This window comes from Mucilaginibacter rubeus, from assembly GCF_014643835.1.
Lineage (GTDB): Bacteria > Bacteroidota > Bacteroidia > Sphingobacteriales > Sphingobacteriaceae > Mucilaginibacter > Mucilaginibacter rubeus.
Genome location: NZ_BMKD01000006.1, coordinates 306,727 through 330,165, shown reverse-complemented (window position 1 = coordinate 330,165; position 23,439 = coordinate 306,727). Strand labels below are relative to the sequence as shown.

Annotated in this window: 19 protein-coding genes and 1 tRNA gene; 10 read left to right on the top strand and 10 right to left on the bottom strand. The window is 42.8% G+C overall.

The window, feature by feature from the left end; genetic code table 11:
* Positions 1-6: 6 nt before the first annotated feature.
* The 3 genes from IEX80_RS20395 to IEX80_RS20385 all read right to left on the bottom strand — a co-directional run bounded on the left by IEX80_RS20395 (position 7) and on the right by IEX80_RS20385 (position 5,591).
* Positions 7-3,438, bottom strand: coding sequence for a SusC/RagA family TonB-linked outer membrane protein (locus IEX80_RS20395; protein ID WP_188833965.1), 3,432 nt, complete (start codon positions 3,436-3,438; stop codon positions 7-9).
* A 276-nt stretch (positions 3,439-3,714) separates the two neighbouring features.
* On the bottom strand, positions 3,715-4,899 hold the full coding sequence (locus IEX80_RS20390; protein ID WP_188833964.1) for a FecR family protein: 1,185 nt from the start codon (positions 4,897-4,899) through the stop codon (positions 3,715-3,717).
* An 89-nt stretch (positions 4,900-4,988) separates the two neighbouring features.
* On the bottom strand, positions 4,989-5,591 hold the full coding sequence (locus IEX80_RS20385; RefSeq protein WP_090528019.1) for an RNA polymerase sigma-70 factor: 603 nt from the start codon (positions 5,589-5,591) through the stop codon (positions 4,989-4,991).
* A 680-nt stretch (positions 5,592-6,271) separates the two neighbouring features.
* On the opposite strand from IEX80_RS20385, the gene IEX80_RS20380 reads away from it, so the two are divergent.
* On the top strand, positions 6,272-8,059 hold the full coding sequence (locus IEX80_RS20380; RefSeq protein WP_176628512.1) for an ABC transporter ATP-binding protein: 1,788 nt from the start codon (positions 6,272-6,274) through the stop codon (positions 8,057-8,059).
* Between the two features lie 381 nt (positions 8,060-8,440).
* The gene (locus IEX80_RS20375; RefSeq protein WP_090528014.1) at positions 8,441-8,773 is read left to right on the top strand and encodes a DUF3276 family protein; all 333 of its coding nucleotides are present in this window, start codon (positions 8,441-8,443) and stop codon (positions 8,771-8,773) included.
* A gap of 93 nt (positions 8,774-8,866) precedes the next feature.
* On the opposite strand, the gene mgtE is transcribed toward IEX80_RS20375, so the two are convergent.
* A complete protein-coding gene (gene mgtE, locus IEX80_RS20370) occupies positions 8,867-10,237 on the bottom strand; it encodes a magnesium transporter (RefSeq protein ID WP_176628513.1) in 1,371 nt (456 codons plus the stop codon).
* Positions 10,238-10,461: 224 nt separating this feature from the next.
* Between mgtE and ychF the strand changes: the two genes are divergently transcribed.
* Complete coding sequence (gene ychF / locus IEX80_RS20365; RefSeq protein ID WP_090528008.1) at positions 10,462-11,565, top strand: redox-regulated ATPase YchF; 1,104 nt, start codon at positions 10,462-10,464, stop codon at positions 11,563-11,565.
* 225 nt (positions 11,566-11,790) lie between these two features.
* Here the strand turns inward: ychF and IEX80_RS20360 are convergent, their stop codons facing one another.
* Together IEX80_RS20360 and IEX80_RS20355 are read right to left on the bottom strand one after the other, a co-directional pair.
* Positions 11,791-12,597, bottom strand: coding sequence for a helix-turn-helix domain-containing protein (locus IEX80_RS20360; protein WP_188833963.1), 807 nt, complete (start codon positions 12,595-12,597; stop codon positions 11,791-11,793).
* A 98-nt stretch (positions 12,598-12,695) separates the two neighbouring features.
* Positions 12,696-13,580: an oxidoreductase gene (locus IEX80_RS20355; protein ID WP_188833962.1), complete on the bottom strand. Its 885-nt coding sequence runs from the start codon at positions 13,578-13,580 to the stop codon at positions 12,696-12,698.
* 165 nt (positions 13,581-13,745) lie between these two features.
* Here IEX80_RS20355 and IEX80_RS20350 point away from each other — a divergent pair, with 165 nt between their 5' ends.
* Positions 13,746-14,033 (top strand): hypothetical protein, encoded by a 288-nt coding sequence (locus IEX80_RS20350; protein ID WP_090527999.1) that lies wholly within the window; start codon positions 13,746-13,748, stop codon positions 14,031-14,033.
* Between the two features lie 103 nt (positions 14,034-14,136).
* On the opposite strand, the gene IEX80_RS20345 is transcribed toward IEX80_RS20350, so the two are convergent.
* Entirely contained in the window at positions 14,137-14,952 is an 816-nt protein-coding gene (locus tag IEX80_RS20345) for an SDR family oxidoreductase (RefSeq protein ID WP_188833961.1), read from the bottom strand.
* A 75-nt stretch (positions 14,953-15,027) separates the two neighbouring features.
* On the opposite strand from IEX80_RS20345, the gene IEX80_RS20340 reads away from it, so the two are divergent.
* Both IEX80_RS20340 and IEX80_RS20335 read left to right on the top strand, forming a co-directional pair.
* Positions 15,028-15,390 (top strand): winged helix-turn-helix transcriptional regulator, encoded by a 363-nt coding sequence (locus tag IEX80_RS20340; protein WP_090527994.1) that lies wholly within the window; start codon positions 15,028-15,030, stop codon positions 15,388-15,390.
* A 336-nt stretch (positions 15,391-15,726) separates the two neighbouring features.
* A complete protein-coding gene (locus tag IEX80_RS20335; protein ID WP_188833960.1) occupies positions 15,727-17,115 on the top strand; it encodes a sulfatase family protein in 1,389 nt (462 codons plus the stop codon).
* Positions 17,116-17,240: 125 nt separating this feature from the next.
* Here the strand turns inward: IEX80_RS20335 and IEX80_RS20330 are convergent, their stop codons facing one another.
* Together IEX80_RS20330 and IEX80_RS20325 are read right to left on the bottom strand one after the other, a co-directional pair.
* On the bottom strand, positions 17,241-18,188 hold the full coding sequence (locus tag IEX80_RS20330) for a polysaccharide deacetylase family protein (RefSeq protein WP_188833959.1): 948 nt from the start codon (positions 18,186-18,188) through the stop codon (positions 17,241-17,243).
* A 4-nt stretch (positions 18,189-18,192) separates the two neighbouring features.
* Entirely contained in the window at positions 18,193-18,588 is a 396-nt protein-coding gene (locus IEX80_RS20325; RefSeq protein WP_188833958.1) for a DoxX family protein, read from the bottom strand.
* A gap of 87 nt (positions 18,589-18,675) precedes the next feature.
* Here IEX80_RS20325 and IEX80_RS20320 point away from each other — a divergent pair, with 87 nt between their 5' ends.
* Positions 18,676-19,518 (top strand): helix-turn-helix domain-containing protein, encoded by an 843-nt coding sequence (locus tag IEX80_RS20320; RefSeq protein WP_188833957.1) that lies wholly within the window; start codon positions 18,676-18,678, stop codon positions 19,516-19,518.
* Positions 19,519-19,554: 36 nt separating this feature from the next.
* On the opposite strand, the gene IEX80_RS20315 is transcribed toward IEX80_RS20320, so the two are convergent.
* Positions 19,555-19,626, bottom strand: a tRNA-Arg gene (locus IEX80_RS20315).
* Positions 19,627-19,891: 265 nt separating this feature from the next.
* Here IEX80_RS20315 and IEX80_RS20310 point away from each other — a divergent pair.
* From IEX80_RS20310 to IEX80_RS20300, 3 genes are all read left to right on the top strand, one after another.
* Positions 19,892-21,421, top strand: a complete 1,530-nt coding sequence (locus IEX80_RS20310) for a glycoside hydrolase family 28 protein (protein ID WP_188833956.1) — start codon at positions 19,892-19,894, stop codon at positions 21,419-21,421.
* Positions 21,422-21,713: 292 nt separating this feature from the next.
* A complete protein-coding gene (locus IEX80_RS20305; RefSeq protein ID WP_188833955.1) occupies positions 21,714-22,583 on the top strand; it encodes an inositol oxygenase family protein in 870 nt (289 codons plus the stop codon).
* A gap of 250 nt (positions 22,584-22,833) precedes the next feature.
* Complete coding sequence (locus IEX80_RS20300) at positions 22,834-23,427, top strand: RNA polymerase sigma factor (protein ID WP_090527972.1); 594 nt, start codon at positions 22,834-22,836, stop codon at positions 23,425-23,427.
* Positions 23,428-23,439: the final 12 nt, after the last annotated feature.

Here is a 23,439-nt window from a genome sequence, read left to right as displayed (position 1 = left end):
GTATAATTAAAAGGTAACATTTAAATTAAAGCCAAAAGTGCGGCTGGTTGGCAGCGCGCCACTGTCATAACCATATCCCTGGGCAATACTGTCTGATGCTTCAGGATCAAAAGTTGGCAGGTTTTTCTTAATATAGAAAAGGTTACGGGCAATAAGTGAAAGGGTAACTGAGCGGATATGGCTGCCGTTCAACAGGCTTTGGGGCAGCGAATAGCCCAGGGAGATTTGCCTGAATTTGACAAAAGTGCGGCTAAACACATGTGCCTCATCAGCGCTTTTATCAGCATTTCCACCATCATTATATTGGATATAAGGACTAAACGGCAGGGTGTTTTTTACGTAAACAGGTGCCGATGCCGTACCTGTGTTGATAACGCCGTTTGGTATATAGTTACCGTCGCGGCCAACAAGTGAGGCTTGTGAATTACCAAAATAGTTGGTCCACCGGGCACCTGCTTCATAAATCTGGCCGCCAAACTGGCCGTCGATAAGGAAGCTGAACGAGAAGTTTTTATAGTTGAAGGTGTTGGTGATACCGCCAGCCCAATTTGGGTTTGGTGAGCCAAGATAACTTTCATTATTGTTAACATCTTTGATAACGGCGTCATTTGGCTGTGAGGCATCAGATGTGCCATATCTCGAATTTACGGGTACATAAACATCCTGGCCCTGGGCATTCTTTAAAAATGTGGTACCGAAAATAGAACCCAGCGGATAACCTACCTTTGATTTTATGTTGTAATAATGCGAGATCCCGTTAGCGCCGATTGTAGGGTCGAGCGCGGTTACCATGTTTTTGTTTCTGGCAGCATTAAAACCAACGTTCCAGGTGAAGCTTTGCGTTTTAATGGGGCTGCCGGTAATAGCTAACTCCACGCCGCGGTTATACATGGAACCGGCGTTAAAGTATAATGAATTATAAGTGGTTGCATTGCTGATTGTTGATTGCAGTAAAAAGTTATCAGACTTTTTGTAGTAGTAAGCAAAATCAACCGATATCCTGTTTTGGAAAAATTTAAGTTCGGTACCGAGTTCTGTTTCTGTTGTAGTTTCAGGTTTTAAACTTGGCGGCGGTACGGTTGCGCCGGTAATTTCAGCATTGGTAATGCCATTTACAGGCGGTTTAAGCGTAAAGGTGAGGTCGGTAAGCTGCGGGGTGGGATTACTGCCCGTTTGCCCTATAGATGCCCTTATTTTACCAAATGATAACACTGACTGATCTAATTTCAACGCATCGGTAAATACAAAGCTTAAGTTAGCCGATGGGTAAAATAAGTTTGGTTTAAAATTAGGGCGGGTAGATGCAAGCGCCGAATACCAGTCATTACGGCCGGTTAGTTCCAGAAACAGGTATTCTTTATAGCCAAATTGCACATCAGCAAAAACCGAATTGGTTTTATACCTCGGCGTATGCGATTCTGTAGGTGGGTGTACATTGCTTGCATTGCTAAAGTTTAACAGGTTAGGGTCGGCCAGTCCTTCAGCATACAGGTCTAATGAATATTGTTGTGAATTTTGTAATTCGGCACCGGCAAAGGCATTCACCGTTAGATCTGAAAATTTATGATCGTATGATAACATCGCCCTAACATCAGATTTTTGCTGCTCAATGGTAGTAGTACGGTAAACGCCGTTGGTATTAATTACGTTATTTGGGCGTACCACAAATAAGGCGGGTGTGTTTATATAGTCGTAACCGGCAACTAAATTGGCATGCAGGTGGCTTGTAATATCATAAGTGATATTGCCCGATGACAGGATGCGGTTTTGCGTTTGGTTGTTAGTTACCTGTTCTATCTGCACATAAGGGTTGGCGTTATAAGTTGACAGGTATTTGCCGTCCGGGGTTTTATCATCCAGCAAAGTGATATCTGTCGAGCTTGCAATACGCGGATAAGCAAGGCCAAATGAACCGCGGCCATCCCCGCGTAAAAGCGGCGCGTTCTTGCGTAGGGTTCTTGAAAGGTCTATCTTAAAATCGGTATGTAACCTGCTGCCATAATCCTGGGTGGCACGTATTACGGCGTTATAGCGCTCGTATTTTTCGCCGGGGGTAGGCAGGTTATCTTGCGTTTGCGATAGCGAAACCCTGTATGAGCCGTTTTCGGTGCCTTTTGTAAAAGCCAGGCTGTTGGTAGTAGTTACACCGGTTTTAAAAAAGCGATCGAAGTTTTTTGCTGCCGATTGCGATACATAGGGTTTTGTTTTTCCGTCGATATCTATAAAAGGCCTGCCATCCAGCTTACCACCCCATGACCATCCCGGCGCATCGCCGGAGTTATCCGCAAGCTGCCCGTAAAATATCGGATCGCTATAATCGGCGGCGGTGTATGGGCGGCCAAGGTAACCACGGCCATACTCGGTTTGCAAATCGTCATAAGGCACCATTTTTTCAAGCACCGTGTTGCTGTTAAAGCTGATACCGAGGCCCTGGCCTTTTTTGCCTTTTTTGGTGGTGATTAAAATAACGCCGGCTTGCGCGCCACCTCCATAAAGAGCTGCAGCCGACGCTCCTTTTAAAACGCTGATACTTTCAATATCATCGGGGTTGATAGATGATAAACCATCACCGGGGTCAGATCCGCCGTAAACCTTGCCGCCATCGTCGCTGTTTTCGCGGGTGCTGCTGTTGATAGGCACGCCGTCAACAACATATAATGGCTGGTTTGATCCCGAAAATGACGAGTTTCCCCGCAGTATAACCCTTGATGAGCCACCCGGGCCGTTTGGCGGGCTTTGCACTACCAAACCTGCCACTTTACCTTCCAACGCGTTTATAAAGGTAGGTTCGCGGGTTAGCGATACCTCTTCGCCGCCAACCTGACTTATGGAGTAACCTAATTGTTTTTCGGCTTTTTTAATACCTAAAGCGGTTACCACAACCTCACTTAATTTGCCTGCTTCACTAAGGCTAACTGTTAAAAACGTACTATTGCCAACCGCTACTTCCTTAGGTGTGAAGCCAACAAAGCTTACAATCAAAATGCTTTTATCATCGGGTACGTTAATGCTGAAAGCGCCATTTGCATCGGCAGTTACGCCCAGTGTAGTGCCCTTGAGTTGGATGCTCGCGCCGGGTAAAGGCTGGCCTTTTTCATCAACCACCTTGCCTTTAATGTTAAGCGGTACAGCGCTTGTAATAGTATTGTCCTTTTCCTGCAAAAAAACCGTGTTGTTTACAATTTTGTAGGTTAAGGGCAGGTTTTTTAAGCAAGCGTTTAAAGCTTCATCAACCGAAGCATCTTTTACTTTAACGGTAATGTTTTTATTACGTACATCTTTTGTATCGTAAAAAAACAGGTACCCATTCTGTTTATTGATTTCCTTTAGCACCTGTTTTAAAGGTACGTTAGTAGCATCGAGGTTAATCTTTTGACTAAACGCGCTCGCGCTGCATTGCATAAAGGCTATGACCATAAATAGGGTAGTCAATTTCATAACCAATAGAATTTTTTTGGACAGCCACGGTTTATAAATGGCTGTTGAAAAAGCATTTAATTTCATACTTTTGGAAAGTTTGGGTTAATACATGGTTAGGGACACTAAGCTTGTTTTTCCGGTTTACCGGAAGGGTTAACTCAAATATTTACCGTACCCTGATGCCAGTCGGGGTGCGGTTATTTAAAATAACCTTGGTTTGGGGAGTACCGCCTAAGGCGTTTTTTGTATGTTTTTATTCATCCGGTTGGGTTTAGTTAGTAGTTTAATATTAGTTTAAGGCCTTACAATAATTGTTTTTCCTTCAATTGTGTAATGGATCTTTTTGAAACGCATAGCATCCAATATTTGTGAAGCATTAACATTCATTGATATTTCGCCGGAGAACGTGCGTTCTTTTATTTTTCCTTCATATTTCACGTCGACATCATACCAGCGGCTAATTTGTTTCATAACCGATTCAATGCCGGCATCATTAAAATGGAAAACGCCATTTTTCCAGGCTAACGCCTCGTCCATATCTGCCTGGGTAGTATTTACCTCCCCATTTTTCAGATGCGATTGTTCGCCGGGTTTAAGCAGGTAGTTTTTATTGCCCGCTTTTATCCTTACGCTGCCTTGAAGCAGGGTTGTTTTAATTTCATTTTCGTCGGCATAGGCATTAATGTTAAAATGCGTACCTAATACCTCAACAGTTTGCCCATCGCTCTCAACCCGGAACGGTTTGGTTTTATCATGCGCTACTTCAAAATATGCCTCGCCGGTAATTTGTACTTTGCGCTCGTTTCCGTTAAATACAACAGGAAATTTGATGGATGACGCGGCGTTAAGCCACACATTGGTGCCATCGGCCAGTATCAGGTGGTATTGCCCGCCGCGCGGGGTGCTCATTGTATTATAAGCAACAGCGGCAGGCTGTGCAGCTATCGAATTATTTTTATTGTAGGCAACCACTCCGTTGCTTAGTTTTTTTATGGTTGTGTTGCCCTGGTTGGCTATATTGCCATTAGCGGCACCGTTTAAAACAACTTTGCTGCCATTGGCTAACGTTAGGATAGCTTTGTTGCCGCCCGGGGTAATTTCGTGGCTCTTTTTTATTACCGCTGCAACTTGTTGTGGCGAACGGTGTAAATAAGCGGGTATACCAATGGCCATGCATAAAATAACTACTGCCGCTGCTGCAAGTAACCAGTTAGGGAGCCTAAAGGGTTTAACAACGGTTGGCTGCAGCCTGGCTTTAACGTTGGCCAAAGCATGTTCGGTATTAAATGAGCGGTATTCGGCATAGCGACTTTCGAGCTCGTTTTCGTTAAGGATGGTATCAAATAAAGCGCTGTTTTCTTCGCTGGCCTCAACCCATGAAAATAACTCGGCATGTTCTGCCCCGCTTAAATTGCCATTTAAATACTTACTGATAAGATCAGAAATCCTTAATCGGCTGTCTGTTTTTGAATTATCCATGCGTCTATAACCGGTATTTGATGATAGAACAGGGAAGGGTGGGGTTTTATCTAAAGAAAATTGAAATAAATTTTATGTTTTATTAACGCCTATTTTACATGGCCCATAATACCGGGTAATATCAGGAGCATTCCGAGTGCAAGTCCTTCGTCAGACAGGCGGTTTTTTAACAAACTGAGGCCACGCATTTTTTGGTTGTTTACCGTACTTATGGTAATGCCGAGTTCGCAGGCAATTTCTTTGGCTTTTTTACCATCTTCAAAAGTCATCCGGATAATTTTGCGGCACTGTTCGGGCAAAGTATCCACTGCTGCAAAAACCTGCCTTAATACTTCGGCGTGTATAATGTTATTTAAAATGGTAGCCTCCTCTATATCGGTATTTACAAGGGTTTGCCGGTGGGCTATCTTAACGCTGTTTTTTTCAAGATAATTGAAACAGGTGTTCTTTACGCTCACATATAAGTAAGATCTGATAGCATCCGCAGTGCAGGGCATGTTCTCTTTTTGCCAAAATTTAACAAAAACATCCTGTACCAGGTCTTGCGCGTCAACGGTGTCATGAATAATGCGGGAGGCGAAAAAGCACAATGGCCGGTAAAATTTTTCAAAAATCTGATCGAACGCGGCTATATCTTTGCCCTTAAGTAAGGTAAGTAGCTCATGTTCTGTCAAATCGACCCGGTTGTTCATATAAATAACGAATATAAGTATTATTTAACATTAACATCATCATGCTGCCCATAGTTACAGGAAAATCACTGTAAAAATGATGAGACCTGTTTTACTAAATCTCATCTGAAAAATTTCTACACGAATGCTTTTCAACCGATCCACAATTAATCGAATTACACGAATCTTAAATCAATTGGAAATTCGTTAAATTCGATTAATACGTGAAAATTAGTGTGAAAATTTTTCATTTATGATTTCTCTATGTGCATGTGGTTAAAAGCGATTTCCCTGCTGATAGTTGCAGGAAAATTGCCTTTTGTATATGGATACATAATATTGATAATACTGACAGGATCCTGTCAGTGTTCAATTTTTAAAAAACAGGTGTTCAACGTTTTATTTTGTAATTTCATAACTATCTGATTATTAGTACATGTGTGTTCATTTTAAGTTTTAACGCACTTTGGCTTACTTGTAATGTATTGATTATCAATGGTGTTTATTTTAGAAAAATATGCAAGTGTTCACACTTTTAAAAATTGAACACTACCGGGATTGTTACGAGTGTATCAATGTAACATTCTTACATCCTCCCGACTTTTCCATCCAATCACTCTCCTCAAATTTTAATACTTTTGATTATTATGTCAGGGCTTTCCGACTTTCGGACATTCCCGACTTCCGGACTATAATAATAAATGAAAGACCTCGCATACCTTAATAAGTTTTTTTACAAATACCGCTGGCGGCTTATCCCGGGCGTGTTGTTTGTAATCATATCCAACGTTTTTGGTGTGCTGCCGGCACAGGTTATCCGCGTAGCTTTTGACCTGGTTACCGAAAACATAGGGGCCTACCAGCTTTTTTCGGGTTTCGACAGGCAGAGTTTTATTTATGATATTTTCGGTACCAGCTTATTCCTGTTTGGTACACTGGTATTAGTGCTAGCCTTGCTGCGGGGCCTGTTCCTGTTTTTTATGAGGCAAACCATCATCCTCATGTCGCGCCATATCGAGTACGATTTAAAAAACGAGATCTACAACCACTACCAGGAACTTTCACTGGCCTTTTATCGCCGCCACAACACCGGAGATTTAATGAACCGGGTAACCGAGGATGTTAGCCGTGTGCGCATGTACCTTGGGCCGGGTATTATGTACTCCATCAATACCGTAGTATTGTTTGTTATGGTGATATATGCCATGCTCACAGTAAACGTACAACTGGCCATTTTTTCGGTATTGCCATTGCCTATTTTGGCCGGTGTTATTTACTATGTAAACAATATTATCAATCACCGCAGCGAGATGATCCAGGAGCGCCTGTCTGGTTTATCCAGCTTTGTGCAGGAAAACTTTTCTGGTATCAGGGTGATCAAATCGTACGTGCGCGAAGGCTTTGTGCGCGAAAACTTTGCCAAGGAGAGCGAGGACTATAAAGTGCACTCCATGGAACTGGCTAAAGTACAGGCCCTGTTTTTCCCCATTATGTTGTTACTGGTAGGGCTGAGTAACGTAATAACCATGTATGTTGGCGGGGTAGAAGTAATAAAAGGTAACATTACTCCCGGTAATATCGCCGAGTTTATTGTGTACCTCAATATGCTGTCGTTCCCGGTTATTTCGCTGGGTTGGGTAACCTCACTAGTGCAACGCGCCGCCGCCTCGCAAAAACGCATTAATGAATTTTTGCATGAAAAGCCGGAGATCATTTCACCGGTTGCAGACAACCACCACGTTGAGGGATTGATTAAGTTTGATGATGTATCATTCATTTATCCCGATACCGGAATCCAGGCTTTAAAGAATGTTTCCTTTACGGTTGAGCCGGGACAGATGCTGGCAATTATAGGTCGTACGGGCTCAGGTAAATCAACCATTGCCAACCTGGTAATGCGTATGTATGATACTACAGGGGGGGAGATCACCATTGACGGTCGGCCGATAAAATCACTTGGCCTCGAAAACTATCGCTCGCAGATAGGTTTTGTACCGCAGGAGGTTTTCCTGTTTTCGGATACCATAGCCAATAACATTGCTTTTAGTGCCGATGTACTGGATATGCCGGTTGTTGAGCAGGCTGCCAAAGATGCCGCGGTGTACAATAATATTATTGAGCTGGAAGAAGGTTTTACAACCCTTATAGGCGAACGCGGCGTTACCTTATCGGGCGGGCAAAAACAGCGTGTATCCATTGCACGGGCCATATTTAAGCACCCGCAGGTTTTGATCTTTGACGATTGTCTTTCGGCAGTTGATACCCGCACGGAAGAGGAGATTCTGAATAACCTTGGCCGGGTAATGCAGGATAAAACAAGCATCATTATAGCCCATCGCATTTCCACCATAAAAAATGCGGACAAGATCCTGGTAATGGATAACGGCCAAATTGTTGAGCAGGGTAACCATGCGTACCTCATGCAGCTTAAAGGCACCTACTTTGAGCTTTACGAAAAACAATTACTGGAAGAAGAGGAAAACGCATAACGAATGGGCTCAAGTGAGCATGCCCGCAACCTCCGCACAACACTTGCGCCGGTGGGAGATGAATTTGTGTGTGCCTTGTCCTGAAATAGGTTTACCTGTCACGTCCCAAAAAGGTTTACAGTTTATAAAATAATTTTTGTTATACATTTACCCCGCATTGTAACAGGTGGCCCAAGTTAGCCTCCGCACAGCCAAACCCGCAAAACTTGCGCCAGTGAAGACTTATGTGCGTTCTCTTTTCACAACTCACCTGTAATCGGTCATCCACACAAAAAAATGACGCTTTTGTTTCAAAAAACTCAATAATAACGAATAAAATACTTGCACTTTGAAAATTTATTTATATTTATGCCAACCAAAACTAATTACAGGTAAATATATATGGGAGATTTTGACAATAGAGAGCGTGAAGAGGTTTATTCAAAGAAGGTGAGAGCCGGGAAGCGGACCTATTTTTTTGATGTAAAAGCAACCCGTTCAAACGATTATTATGTTACTATTACTGAAAGCAAAAAGCGTTTGGAAGATGGGGTGTTTGTAAAACACAAGATCTTTTTATATAAAGAAGACTTTGAAAAATTTGCCGAAGGTTTGAAAGATACCATCGACTACATCAAATCAAACCAGGAGGTAGTTGAAAAACGCTATGAGTACAGCGAAAACCCTGAAATTGCCAGGGCATCTGCCGATGAAGATTTTTCGTTTGAGATCTAATTATTACAGAACAATACTAAACTAAAATAATTAAAGCCCTGCTTCTTATTCAGAAACAGGGCTTTTTTCGTGTGTTATATTTGAAAACGAGGATTACAATAATATACCCCGCATAAATATTACGGCTATAGTAAAGTAAATGATCAACCCGGTAACATCTACCAGGGTGGCTACAAACGGAGCTGACGAGGTAGCAGGGTCGGCGCCAAGTTTTTTAAGCAAAAGTGGCAGCATCGAACCTGATAATGATCCCCATAAAACAATACCGATAAGGGACGCGCCTACGGTAAAGCCTACCAGCATCCAGTGCGGGCCGTAAATATTGCTGAACATGCTCCAGGCCGCTATGCGTAAAAAGCCTATTAAACCTAAACAAACACCAAGCATTAAACCCGAAAGAATTTCCCTGCGCATAACCCGCCACCAGTCGGCAACGGTAACTTCACCAAGGGCCATGGCCTGGATAATGAGGGTTGAAGCCTGCGAACCACTGTTACCACCGCTCGAAATAATTAATGGAATAAAATAAGCCAGTACAACTACTTTGGAGATCTCATCGCCAAAATAACCCATAGCGGTAGCGGTAAGCATCTCTCCTAAAAATAAAATGATGAGCCAGCCTACGCGTTTTTTTACAAGTTTAAAAAGGTTGATATCAAGATATGGTTCATCCAGCGCTTCCGTACCACCTATTTTTTGGATATCTTCGGTATATTCTTCGTTAGCTATCCAAAGGATGTCGTCAACTGTTACAATGCCAAGCAATACGTCATTATTATCAACAACAGGTAGGGCGGTGCGGTTATTCATCCTGAAAACGTTGATTGCTTCTTCCTGCGGATCACTGGCACTAAGCGAAATCAAACGACCATCCATTAGCTCACTCACCTTGGTTTCGGGCTTTACCAATAAGATCTCGCGGATCCGGATGTCATCAAGTAAAACACCGTGCTCATCAATTACATAAATAACATCGATGGTCTCTGAGTTTTTACCATACCGGCGAATGTGCGAAAGCACACGGCTTACGTCCCAGGTGCGTTTAACGGCAATATAGTCGGGTGTCATTAAGCGGCCAACGCTTTCTTCTTCGTAACCTAAAAGTTTTAAAGCCTCCTCGCGGTTTTCGCGTGAAAGTTTTTGGATAAGTTTTTGAACGGCGTCACCATGCAATTCGCTGAAAAGTGACGTACGGTCGTCAGGAGGGAGTTCGTTGATCAGATCTTCAAGCTTTTGACCCGAAAGTTTTTTGATGATCCGCTCTTGCACAGGGAATTCAAGGATGCGGAACACGTTAACCGCGCGGTTAAGCGAAAGGGTTTCGATGAATTTTGGGCCATGTTCAGGAAGTTCACCAATCAGTTCTTCAACATCCGATATGTTAAGGTTGTTCAAATATTCCTGTAATTGGGTATCGTCTTGTTTTTCCAGCAACAATTCTATTTGCTCAACCATTTCTTCCATATATAGGCCCTCCTCTTTTACATCGGTGTATTAATATTTAGCTTCTTTTTTCCGAGCGCAAAAGTCGTTTATTTTTTCAAATTATAAGGCAAAATTTTCTGTTATCTTTGCAGCCGAATTTAGCCCCACCCAACCCTCCCCGGATGGGGAGGGCTTTTAATAATTATTACAGGAAGTCTCCCCTTCCGGGGGAGATTTAGAGGGGGCTAAAATTTAATTATAAAATGGGTTTACAATGTGGTATAGTAGGTTTGCCGAATGTGGGCAAATCGACACTTTTTAATTGCTTATCAAACGCTAAGGCACAAGCGGCTAACTTTCCGTTTTGTACTATTGAGCCAAACGTGGGTGTAATTACAGTGCCGGACGAGCGCTTAACAAAGCTTACCGAAATAGTACAGCCAAAATCAATTGTACCAAACGTTATAGAGATAGTTGATATTGCCGGCTTGGTTAAAGGGGCCAGCAAAGGCGAAGGTTTAGGTAACCAGTTTTTGGCCAATATTCGCGCTACCAATGCTATCATCCACGTATTACGTTGCTTTGATAACGATAATGTGATCCATGTTGATGGCTCGGTTGACCCAATCCGCGACAAAGAAATCATTGATACTGAACTGCAGCTAAAGGACCTTGAATCTATTGAGAAAAAGATCCAGAAAGTTGAAAAGATGGCCAAAACCGGCGGCGACAAAGAGGCTAAAAAAACCTTTGATGTTTTAACCGTTTATAAAAATCACCTGCTGGAAGGTAAGTCGGCCCGTACTGCACCTGTTGAGGAAGAAGATAAAGAATATGTAGCCGACCTTTGGCTGCTTACCGCCAAACCGGTATTATATGTTTGTAATGTTGATGAAGGTTCCGTAAGTACCGGTAATGCTTATGTTGAAAAAGTAAAAGCAGCCGTTAAAGATGAAAATGCCGAAGTGCTGATCATTTCAGCTCAGATTGAATCTGAAATTTCACAACTGGAAACCTATGAAGAGCGCCAGATGTTTTTGGATGATCTGGGTCTTGCCGAATCAGGTGTTAACAAACTGATTAAAGCGGCATACAGGCTATTAAACCTGGCTACCTACTTTACTGCCGGTGTGCAGGAAGTTCGTGCCTGGACTATTACTCAGGGTTTCACCGCGCCACAGGCGGCGGGTGTGATCCATACCGATTTTGAAAAAGGCTTTATCCGTGCCGAAGTAATTAAATACGAAGATTTTGTGAAATTCAACGGCTCTGAAGCTGTCATCAAAGAGAACGGCAAGCTGGGCGTTGAAGGTAAAACCTATATTGTGCAGGACGGAGACATTATGCACTTCAGGTTTAACGTTTAGGGAATAGACCCAAGACGGCAAGAGTCAGGAATTAAGAATTTAGAGTCAGGACAATAAGATACAAGAGCCAGGAATGAGATCTAATCCATTCCTGGCTTTTTTATGTCTTAGCTCTTGACTCATGATTTCTTGACTCTATTTCTCGTCCTGATTCTTAAGTCTTGACTTCTCGCTTCTGTTTTTTCTTGTCTCTTGACTCTTGCTGTCTTGACTCTCCCCCAGCGGCTACACCGCCGACGGCGCTACCCCATAAGCTTTTTTAAAGGCGAAGGAAAAGTGGGAGAGATCTTTAAAGCCCACATCCATGTACACGTCCGATACTTTGTGCTTCTTTTCTTTGATCAGGAAGTAGGCATCCTTTAATCGTTGCTGCTGGATCCACCGGTTGGGTGATATATTAAAGATCCGTTCAAAATCACGCTTAAAGGTAGCCAGGCTGCGGCCGGTTAAGTAAGCAAAGCGGTTCAAGTCTACATTAAAACGATAGTTTTGAGTCATGAAAGCCTCCAGGTCTATTTTGCCGGGTTCACTGAAATCAAAGAGGATATTTTTGAGTTCGGGGTTTGTTTCCAGCAAAATCATTACAGCTTCCTTAACCTTGTGCAGGGTAAGTGCCGGGCTAATTTCGTCGCCGGTTTTATCCATATAAGGACTTAACGATGTAATGTAATTGTTGAAAAGCTCGTTTGGTCTCAGAAACAAAGCGCTTTCGCCTGAATACCGGCCATCTGCATGCAAATCAAGTTCGGCACTCATACTTTGCAGGGTAGTCTGATCCATACCAATAGTGATGGTTTTAAATTCGCCGCCTGCGGGTGGATGCTTTACAAATTTAGCCAGTTCGTTCCGCTTCAGAAAACGGTAATCGCCTTGTTTAAAATAATAGTTTTTACCGTTGACATAAAGCTCCGAATCGCCGGAGAGGATATAGCCGAATACGTGGTCGGCAATAAATTGCTCGCCAGCTCGGCTTACTTGCGAGTAACAGGAATAAAGGATCCGCGGCGACGTTTTTGGATTTGGCACAGGCATGTTGTTCAAATTTAATAATAAAGAAAGACTTACGAAGTTTCAAAAGCTTCGTAAGTCTGATATATCCCGGGGAACATGTCCCCACAACCGAAATTATATTATGCTTTTTGAGCGGTTATTGATTTCCCAAATTCTGTATTCAGAAAATCTTCAGCTTCGGCATGATCAGTTGAAGTTGTAACGGGGAGCCATTTTTCAAATTCGGCTTTGCGTGCTTCGTCGGCAGCTTTTAACAAGCCGGCGGCTTCACTGCCCAATATAAGGTGCACAGGAGGCTCCGGATGTTCAACAAGATCAACCATTACCTTCGCTGCTTTTTCGGGGTCACCTACAGGAATAAATTTGCCGCTCGATAAATAATCGGCACGCACGTCAACCGTTTGTTCATAGCCTTCAACCTTAGGGGCGTAACTCATGGAATCGCCTGCCCAATCGGTACGGAAACCTCCGGGCTCAACGCTGGTAACCAGTATGCCAAGTGGTTTTACTTCTTTAGCCAAAGCTTCGGTAAAGCCGCTAAGACCAAACTTAGCTGCCTGGTACATGCTTAAACCTGCATTACCAACGCGACCACCAACCGAGCTGATCTGCAAAATACGGCCCGAGCGTTGCTTGCGCATATAAGGCAAAACCGCGCGGGTGATCTCGATAGGGGCATAAAGGTTTGTTTCCAGCTGGCTGCGTACCTGCTCATCTGTAAAGGCTTCGGCTGCACCAATGATACCGAAACCGGCATTGTTTACCAATACATCAATTTTGCCAAAGTGGGCTACAGTGTCGGCAACGGCTTTATATACTGCCGGGTAATCGGTAACATCTAATTTTATCGGATATACCTGACCGGGATATTGATCAGCCAGATCTTTCAATTGTTCGGGGTTACGTGCTGTTGCTGCAACATTATCGCCTGCTGCTAAAACTGCTTCTGTAAGGCTGCGGCCTAATCCGCGGGCGCTGCCTGTTATAAACCATACTTTTTTCATAGTGTTATCTTTCTTTTTGATAACACAAAGTTAGGTTGAAAGGCGGCGCGGCGTTTTGTTAAAAAGCTCAAGTTGCTTTGTTGAAAAGGTCGAGCTACAGGTTTTGGTCGTCAGGTATCGGATAAAGAAGTTATATTAGTAGATAGAGAAAGAATAATAAATGATATGGTATCTAAACAGTTAGAATATATTGATAACGGTCGTGAAGGGTACGTTATTTATAGGGATGGAGATATTAAGTTGCAGTTTCTGTACGAGTTAGCTGCCGGCAGGCACGTTGCATTGGTATATATTCCGACAACGGAAAGTTGGTTTGAAAAAACAGGGATACCTACTAATAACCGGCATCAGGTAATTGAATTTATAGCCCGCCAGGTAATAAAAGATCGAGCACCCGATGCGACTTATGAATTATATGATGATTGTATAAGTCTGTTACAAGAAACCGATTAGTAAACTATAAGCTCTTAATGTTGATAATAATAATTGCCCCAATATGCGAGCGGGTTCATTAGCTCGTTTTATCAGGGCAATCCCAAAATCCTACAAATCACGGTTAAAAGAAGCTGCTCATCTTATCCATATATTCCTCAATAGGCATCGAGCTGCGCATGTTCATTAGCATGTTGCCCATATCACCTATCACCGTACGGAACTTGTTGTTTTTGCCGGTGGCAAGATCATCAATAGCATTAATAATCAACATCGGATCATCCAGCTGCGATTCATCACGTGAGCCCATCAGGTTTTGCAGTTTGTTGGTAAGTTCATCGTACGCAGTTATATCCGGGTGTTGGTTCCAAACTACGCTTTCAACAAAGTTGTTTCCTTTTGATCCGCCTTGCTCTATCAGTCTTAAATGAATATTAAGCGGTTTTAGTTCGTAATATAGTCCTTCTGTAAGGCCTTCTAATGCAAATTTCGACATGTTGTACAGTGAGCCAAGTGGTACGGCCGAAGTGATACCCATAAAAGAGCTGATGTTGATGAACATACCTCCTTCGTTTTCCCTGAAATGAGGCAGGAAGGCACGGATGATATTAATAGGACCGCGGGCATTTACCGCAAACTGCCAGTCGATATCTTCTTCTTTGGCAAGTTCCAGTGCACCGTAAGTACCCATACCTGCATTGTTCACCACAACATCAATTTTACCGAAAGCGGCTATCGCTTGTTCTGTTGCTGTTTTTACCTGTTCAAGGTTGGTTACATCCAGTTTAAATATTTTGATATTAGGATATTGTGTTAGTTCGGTTTCCTTTTCGGGTGTACGCATGGTGGCGGCTACATTCCAGCCTTGTTGTGCAAAATGTTTAGCGGTTAATTTGCCCAGTCCGCTGCTTGTTCCGGTTATAAAAACTGTTTTTGACATGGTATTTTATTTTTTGATGCAAAAGTATGTTATAATTGGTATAATTTTGTAACCAGTTACACAGAGTATACCAGTATGGAAGAGGGAATAACGTCATACCAACGTAATCATGCCGATGAGCGGCAGGCTTTACAAGACACCATGTATGTTATTGGCGGTAAATGGACGCTGCCAATCATTAATTCTATTTGCAACGGAAACAAACGTTTCAGAGAAATTGAGCGGAGCATCCCCGGCATCACCACGCGCATGTTATCGCGCGAGCTGAAAACCATGGAGATGAACAAACTTGTTAAACGTACGGTGACCCCAACTTCGCCGGTTTTAATTGAGTACGAATCGACAGAGTACTGCCGGAGTTTTGGCGGCATCATTTTGGAGATGATAAAATGGGGCAAGGAGCATAGGGAAATGTTGAGGAAGGCTGGTAAGCAGTAGTTGTTGATTAGGGCATAAACAAAGAATTAGACGCCGTATCAACTCACCCCGACATCGCTGCGCTTGTCACCCCTCTCTACGAAAGCGTAAAGAAGGGCGATTTATTTATATTTTTCTTACCCTCTTTATCCGAAGGATAGAGAGGGTGGTCCAGCGAAGCGTAGACCGGGTGAGTCAACTATGCGCCATGCCGTTTTCTTTAACTGCCCTTCATAGCCTATTACTGTCACGAGACGACTTGAAAGCTTTTTGGCTTTCCGTCACTGTCATTCCCCATTGTAAAAGTTAAGTTATTTTTAACGGTCATCCGCTATAAAAAACTATTTTCACCAGGTAATGAAACAATTCACCCAATTAACCTGCAAAGGCCTTTTCCTTTTGGTTTTTATATTTTTAATTGCACCGGCTTCGGCACAGAGAAAGCAATTGCCTAATATCATTTTTGTACTGGCCGATGATATGGGATACTCCGACCTGAGTTGTTATGGTAATCCCGTGATCCGTACACCGTTTTTGGATAAAATGGCACAAAAGGGTGTAAGGGCTACCAATTACGTAGTGAGCAGCCCCACCTGTACACCTTCGCGAGCTTCGTTGCTTACTGGGCGCTATGCTTCAAGGATGAATTTACCGACACCGATAGGCCCCGGATCAAAGCTTGGTATCCCCGATCAGGAAGTTACTATTCCCGAAATGCTGAAACAAATTGGCTATAAAACTGCCATGATAGGCAAATGGCACCTCGGCGACCATGCTGCTTACAACCACCCCATGGCACAGGGCTTTGATTCATACTATGGTTTGTTGTACAGCCATGATTATCGTTCGCCTTATGTAAAAACAGATACTACTATTAAAGTGTTCCGTAATCATAAGCCCGAGATCTTAAAACCTGCCGATTCATCGCTGATAGAGTTGTATCAACGGGAAGCCATCCATTTTATTAAGGAACAAAAAAAGAATGATAAACCCTTCTTTTTGTACCTGGCTCATAATATGCCGCATTTACCGGTAGCCTTTGCATCATCGGCGAAAAATAAAAACAGAAGCGATGGCGGTCATTTAGGTGATGTAGTTGAACAGCTTGATGAAAGCCTTGGCCAGGTTTGGGCAGAGCTTGAAAAGCAGGGACTGGCTGATAATACAATATTCATGTTTTCGAGCGATAATGGTCCATGGGTAGATTTTCCTGACCGGATGCTTGGCGATAGTGCCACTAAACATTGGGATGCAGGTACCGCCGGTGTATTTCGCGGCAGCAAGGGATTAACATATGAAGGCGGGGTACGTGAGCCATTCATTGTTTACTGGAAAAATCATACTCCGGTTGGCGCAAGCATCACCAGCATGATGAGTAACCTGGATGTGTTGCCTACACTTGCCAATTGGACTGGTGCCCCGCTGCCGAAAGGCCGTACCTTGGATGGGCAGTCGATAGCTGATGTATTAACTGGCAAAGTGCCTAAACATCCCGAACACAGACCTATTTACTATTATAACAACAGCGTTTGCGAGGCTGTGCGCCTTGGCGACTGGAAGTATCGTGAAGTAAAGGCAAATAACAATGTTGGTGGCGTAGCAGGTTCGCCGCTACCTGCAAAAACCGAACTGTTTAACCTGGCTTATGACCCCAGCGAACGTACCAATGTTATAAATGAATACCCTGAAATGGCTCAAAAGCTAAAAGCTCTTTTTGACCAATATCCGGGTATGAAGGAGAATTAGGAATGAGTTTAGCATGAACAATTTGCTAAAAATGGGTGTCATGGGTAGCCCGTCGAAGCATACCGGGGAGGCCTCTGCGCGCAAGTCTTCGACGGGCTCAGACTGACAGCCCCTGGATCAGAGGATCAATTCTCCCTTATCGTCGTTTTATCCTCCAATGCCATTTTAGCTATTTCATCCTTCCGTTTAAAGCTTACGCCTTTGTGTTGTTGAATGTATTTGATCAGGTCGTTTGCGGCTTTAGCCATTTGTGGGGTGCCGCCGATGCGATCGTGGAAACTGATGGACATTTGCCGGCGTTTGAACTCGGCCTCGACATAAAGCTGGTCGAATTCAATTTTTAACTGTGTGAGGAATTGATCTGTTGAGAAATTTTTGCCTTCAATCAGCACAATATCGTTGTTGCGGATGGTATAAGGTACCACCACAAAATCTTTTTGATTTATGGGGATGATAAAAGGCTCATCGCGGCTCAAATCGTCAATATGGTATACAAAACCAAGTTCCTGTAATATTTTCAGCGTGTTTTCGCCACGGCGCAGCCAATTGGCGTTGTAGCCTACCGGGGTAAAACCGGTTACTTTTTTAATGGCATCGGCGCCATCTTTTATAAACTGCTTTTCCTGTTCATAGGGCATGGTGTATTGCGTGGCCCAATTCATGCCATGTGCTGCAGCTTCGTGTCCGCGGTCCACAATTTCTTTAGCTAAGGAGGGGTTTTTAAGTACAGCCGAACCAACCATGTGCGACGTTACTTTAATGCCCAGTTTATCCCAGTTATCCAGCATACGGGGAATCCCTTCTTTATAACCGTATTGAAACCAGGTTGCACCGGGCAGATCGATATAACCTTTTTGCATATTCTGCGGAAACGGGCTCTCGGCATTATCCGGCTGACCACCGGCCTCAAACTGCATGGATACAGAAACCACCAGCCTTGAACCATCGGCCCATTTTGAGGTATTAAAGTTATTTACCGGTGTGTTTTGTTTAGCCGATGCCAAATTACTGCCCACAAGGCCGGCCAACCCTAAAAGTCCGCCTTGTTTTACAAAATCTCTTCTTGAGCTCATGATCTTATTTATTAAAGAAAAGGTTATCTAATGAATAGGTATTGTTAGCCGCAAACTGAAGCAGTACGGCGAAGAAAGCAGCATGGATCAGCTGTGAAGGGAGGATCTCCCAGTTCTCGATCAAACAGCTGCCAAATATTAACAGGATCATTACCAGGCTGCCGCCAATTAAAGCAGGTTTAGTAAATAAGCCCGATAAGAGCAATATACCTATAATAAATTCGGCAATTGGTAACAAGTAACTAAAGGGTGTTACCATAGCTTCAGGCAGCATTGACTTTTCAAAAGTGCCAACCATCCATTGGCTGAAACCATTTAGTTTAGGTAAGCGGACCAGGCCGTGACCAAACATACTGGCTCCGGCGGCCAGTCTTAGTAGTACAAATGTTAAATCGTTCATGATGTGTTTGTTTTGATAAGTCAAAGTTCTGTATAATCAGGGCTTTGGTCTTGTACATTCATGGGGATGATCTGTAACTTTACGGGTATGGAAACCAAAAACCTGTACCGGCCTTATGAACTGGAGCTGCTTGAAACAAACCAGTATACGGCTAAACCGCACCGCAATACTTTTTTCGAAATGGTATTTACGCTGGAAGGCAGGGGGATCCAGATCATTAACGGGCATGAACTGCCTTATGCTTCTGATAAATTCTTTTTGATTTTTCCGGAAGATCACCACGGCTTTGAGGTGCACGAGCTAACCCGCTTTTACTTCATCCGCTTTACTGATAGCTACCTGAAAACACAAAGCGAAAAGTGGGTTAAAAAAATGGAATACATTTTTCATAACCATAACCATTTGCCTGGTTGTATTTTGAAAACTGTTACCGATAAGCCGCTGGTAAGGGCGCTGATAGAGGCTTTACAACGAGAAACATCAAACGAGTTTCCTCAGCATAATGAGGTAGTTGAGCAATTGATGAATACCATTATAACCATTGCCGCCCGCAATATCACGCTACAGCAGCATGCCAATATTTTAAAACAGCCTTCAACAACTACGTTGCCGCTGCTTAACTATATCCACGAATATATTTACCAGCCCGACCGCCTCAAGGCCGAGTGTATAGCCTCCTCATTTAACTTTTCGCCAAACTACATCAGCGAATATTTTAAGAAAACCACCGGCGAAAGCTTACAGCAGTACATTACCAGCTATAAGCTGAAATTGATAGAAACCCGCCTGCAATACACCGATAAACGCATGAGCGAAATAGCCTATGAGTTTGGTTTTACCGATGAAAGCCACCTGAATAGGATTTTTAAAAAGTATAAAGGGGAGAACCCTACGGCGTTTAGGAAAAGGTATGCGGAAGTGAATAGATGAAACAAAAAGAGACTTGCAACTTGCAAGTCTCTTTTGTGCTCCCGACGAGATTCGAACTCATATCGATGGTACCGGAAACCATAATTCTATCCATTGAACTACGGGAGCAGACAGGGGCAAAGATATAAAATTGATTTAAACCAAAAGCATTGTTTGATATATTAACGCGTATGAAATAATCCCCGGTTTAATAACGATTGTTATCGATACCGGCGCTACGTAAACGTTTACGTAAATAAAAAGTACACCGCCATCGCCAATTAAATTGAAAGTTTAATAGTTTAGGTGTTTAATGTACAATTAAACGCTTCATTGTTCGTAAACTCAATAAGCGATAAACCTGCTTAAATTTTTCTTTTAATAATAACTGATAATGAAAATCTTTCATTTTTTAACGTTGCTTATAACGCCATTTGCGGGTTATGCTCAGCAAAAAGTATTTAACATTACCGATTATGGCGCTAAAGCCGATGGTATTACCAATAACACTGTCAGCATTCAAAAAGCTATTGATAATGCAAGCGAGCAGGGAGGCGGTACGGTATATGTTCCTGCCGGAAAGTTTCTAACGGCTGCTATCAGCCTAAAATCAAATGTCACCCTTAACCTTGCCAAAAATGCTGTATTGCTGGGCAGCGCAAAAAGAATTGATTACGGCGAAGGCCATGCAGCTCCATTGATAGCTGCCAATGGCTTGCAGCATATTGCCATAACAGGTAAAGGGATAATTGACGGAAACGGTGAAGAATTACTGAAAGACCTTTTCGCGATGCTGAAGGCAGGGAAATTAAGAGATTCGTTATGGCAAAAGCAAAACCCATGGGGCCAAACTCAGCCCGAGGAACCTAACCGGCCTAAGCTGATCCATTTTTCCAATTGCACCGATGTGCAGATAAAAGGTGTAACCATGAAAAACGGTTTGGTATGGGTACAGGATTACACCAAATGCCGCGATTTGGTTATTGACAGTATAAAAGTAGAAAGCAATACTTATTGGAATAACGACGGTATTGATTTGGTCGACTGCCAAAATGTAAAGCTTACCAATAGCTTTTTTAATGCCGATGATGATGGCATCTGCCTAAAATCAAGCGACAGGAACAGCAGCTGTGAAAATATTTATGTTGCAAACTGTACCACCAGGTCAAGTGCCAGTGGCATCAAATTTGGCACGGCTTCGCGTGGCGGTTTTAAAAAGATAACGATAAAGAATGTGAAAATTTACGATACCTACCGGTCGGCCATTGCTTTGGAGTGTGTTGATGGTGGCGTGATGGAAGATATTGATATCAGCGACATCCGTGCCACTAATACAGGCAATGCCATCTTTATTCGCCTTGGTCATCGTAATAAAGATACCGTGGTAAGCCGCATCAATGGCATCCGTATCAGTAATGTAACTGTTGATGTGCCTAAAGGTAAACCCGATAAAGGTTACCCGATGGAAGGGCCTTTAGTTAAAGGGGACCATAATATCTTTCCTTCGTCAATTGCGGGCTTGCCGGGGCACCCGGTTAAAAATGTAATCCTCGAAAATATTAAGATAGTGTACCATGGAGATGCCAGCAAAGCTGTGGCAAGTGTTAGCCTCGATTCATTGGCGAAGATCCCCGAAAACCCGCATGATTATCCCGAATTTTCAATGTTTGGTGAATTGCCAGCCTGGGGCTTTTACACGCGCCATGCAGAAGGGGTAACGTTTAAAAATGTAACCCTTAGTTGCCTGGGAAATGATTTCAGGGCTGCCGGCGTGTTTGATAATGTGGATGGGTTGACTATTAATGGCCTCAAAATACCACAGGTTAAATCACTGCCGGTGATTGTGTTTAACGGGGTAAGCAAATCTTCGGTTAAAGGCATTCAGATTCCCGGAACAAGTAAAAATAAGATCCTTAAGAGGTAATTCCATTTCACAGTAGGAATCAGCCTTGCTAAATCAATTTAAGGGCTTTTAACGTTGTGCGTGCAGCTTTTAACGTTAGTGTAACTTAATCGTTTACGTAAATAAATATTGCAGTTAATATAAAAGGACCGTTTTTTTTATCAAAATTTAATCATTATAAAACTAAACGGAGCATTGAATTGCAGCTCCAGTAAAACTTAAAGCCGCAATAATTAATTGGATTTTTCTGTGGTATTTGGTTTGGAGCGCAATAAATATCAAGGTGCTTAATATTTAATAAAAGGTTTACAATATGGAAAAGTTAACTGAAAAAGAGATCTCGCCATTGCCAAGTCTTGATGTATGGGAAGATGATGTATTGAGCAGGTATCCTGAACCGGGTACCGAAAAAGCTAAGGAGGAGTTTAGGGTTTACAACAACGAGGAAGATAACCCTGTGCGCGAGTTTTACAGGCTTAACCATACTTATCAAACTTATGGAAACGTGCTGGCTAAAAAGGCAAACTTTTTACAGTTTGATAAAAAGGAAATGCCATGGTGGTCGGCAATGGAATATCTGAATACGCTGGTTGACGAATCGGATCCGGATATTTCGCTCGATCAGCTGCAGCATTTACTGCAAACATCAGAGGCTATCCGTGCAGATGGTCACCCGGATTGGTTTGTATTAACAGGCTTTATACATGATTTGGGTAAAGTACTTTGCCTTTTTGGCGAACCGCAATGGAATGTAGTGGGCGACACGTTCCCGGTAGGCTGCAAGTTTTCGGATAAGATAGTTTACCCGGAATTTTTTGCCGCAAATCCTGATAGCTACGATGAGCGTTACAATACCAAGTATGGCGTTTATACTCATCAATGCGGGCTCGAAAACGTGCATATGTCATGGGGACATGATGAGTACCTGTACCATATCACCAAAGATTACCTGCCCGAAGAAGCTTTGTACATGATCCGCTATCACTCATTTTACTCACAGCACCGCGAAAAAGCTTACGATCATTTATTGAACGCGCATGACCAGGAGATGTTTAAATGGGTTGATAAATTTAACCCCTACGATCTGTACTCCAAAAGCCCGAAACCGCCGGTAGTATCGGAGTTAAAACCTTATTATGAGGACTTGATTGCCAAATACCTGCCCGCGACAGTTAAGTTGTAATTTAACGGGCTGTAGTTTAGTCCCGTTTTTATATATTGGTCATTCCAGTTACCTGTTTAGCCCAGGCTATAAAAAATAAGTTTATAGTCTGGGTCAAGCTTTACAAAAGGCGATAAGCCTCCTACCTGTTACTGAATAAATAATTAATGGCGCTGCTATGGCGTGGCTTCGTTGATTGAAAAATAGTTGTACTTTTAACAATAATTCCTGCCTGTTGATTAAAGAATAAATAAATAATTATCAGTTTTTTATGGATTCAAATGGAGATAAAGATTTAGTGTTTCGCTTACACGATGATGACATCGGTGCATTTGATATGCTTTATCAAAAGTATCATCAGGCTATTTATCGTAACATATTCAAACTCACTAAAGACGATGATATCGCCCGGGATATTTTGCAGGATATTTTTGTGGCTCTATGGGAAAAACGGGCTGATATTAACCCCGATCAATCGGTAAGCGGCTGGTTGTTTGTATTGAGCTTCAATAAATCCATCTCCTATCTCCGCAAAAAAGTACGCGAAACGGCTGTTGTTAACACCATGCCTTTTGCTGAAATGGAAACCGATAACGGCGACGTACAGTTAATGGATGAGCAATATTATTTATTACAACAGGCTATTAACCAATTATCGCCGCAGCGAAAAAAGGTATTTACCCTTTGCAAATTGGAAGGGAAAACCTATGAAGAGGCTGCCGAGAAATTGAACCTTTCTAAACATACTGTTAAGGAATACCTCGGACATGCGGTTGTGGCAGTTAAAAACCACATAAAAGAACACCAGGCCGAATGGAAAACCGCAGGAGTTATAATGGTTTGTTATTGGATTGGAACAAATTGATGATGGGGATTT

Coding starts and splice junctions, on each gene's coding strand:
- IEX80_RS20395 (WP_188833965.1), bottom strand. CDS start 3,438: ATGAAATTGACTACCCTATTTATGGTCATAGCCTTTATGCAATGCAGC.
- IEX80_RS20390 (WP_188833964.1), bottom strand. CDS start 4,899: ATGGATAATTCAAAAACAGACAGCCGATTAAGGATTTCTGATCTTATC.
- IEX80_RS20385 (WP_090528019.1), bottom strand. CDS start 5,591: ATGAACAACCGGGTCGATTTGACAGAACATGAGCTACTTACCTTACTT.
- IEX80_RS20380 (WP_176628512.1), top strand. CDS start 6,272: ATGAAAGACCTCGCATACCTTAATAAGTTTTTTTACAAATACCGCTGG.
- IEX80_RS20375 (WP_090528014.1), top strand. CDS start 8,441: ATGGGAGATTTTGACAATAGAGAGCGTGAAGAGGTTTATTCAAAGAAG.
- mgtE (WP_176628513.1), bottom strand. CDS start 10,237: ATGGAAGAAATGGTTGAGCAAATAGAATTGTTGCTGGAAAAACAAGAC.
- ychF (WP_090528008.1), top strand. CDS start 10,462: ATGGGTTTACAATGTGGTATAGTAGGTTTGCCGAATGTGGGCAAATCG.
- IEX80_RS20360 (WP_188833963.1), bottom strand. CDS start 12,597: ATGCCTGTGCCAAATCCAAAAACGTCGCCGCGGATCCTTTATTCCTGT.
- IEX80_RS20355 (WP_188833962.1), bottom strand. CDS start 13,580: ATGAAAAAAGTATGGTTTATAACAGGCAGCGCCCGCGGATTAGGCCGC.
- IEX80_RS20350 (WP_090527999.1), top strand. CDS start 13,746: ATGGTATCTAAACAGTTAGAATATATTGATAACGGTCGTGAAGGGTAC.
- IEX80_RS20345 (WP_188833961.1), bottom strand. CDS start 14,952: ATGTCAAAAACAGTTTTTATAACCGGAACAAGCAGCGGACTGGGCAAA.
- IEX80_RS20340 (WP_090527994.1), top strand. CDS start 15,028: ATGGAAGAGGGAATAACGTCATACCAACGTAATCATGCCGATGAGCGG.
- IEX80_RS20335 (WP_188833960.1), top strand. CDS start 15,727: ATGAAACAATTCACCCAATTAACCTGCAAAGGCCTTTTCCTTTTGGTT.
- IEX80_RS20330 (WP_188833959.1), bottom strand. CDS start 18,188: ATGAGCTCAAGAAGAGATTTTGTAAAACAAGGCGGACTTTTAGGGTTG.
- IEX80_RS20325 (WP_188833958.1), bottom strand. CDS start 18,588: ATGAACGATTTAACATTTGTACTACTAAGACTGGCCGCCGGAGCCAGT.
- IEX80_RS20320 (WP_188833957.1), top strand. CDS start 18,676: ATGGAAACCAAAAACCTGTACCGGCCTTATGAACTGGAGCTGCTTGAA.
- IEX80_RS20310 (WP_188833956.1), top strand. CDS start 19,892: ATGAAAATCTTTCATTTTTTAACGTTGCTTATAACGCCATTTGCGGGT.
- IEX80_RS20305 (WP_188833955.1), top strand. CDS start 21,714: ATGGAAAAGTTAACTGAAAAAGAGATCTCGCCATTGCCAAGTCTTGAT.
- IEX80_RS20300 (WP_090527972.1), top strand. CDS start 22,834: ATGGATTCAAATGGAGATAAAGATTTAGTGTTTCGCTTACACGATGAT.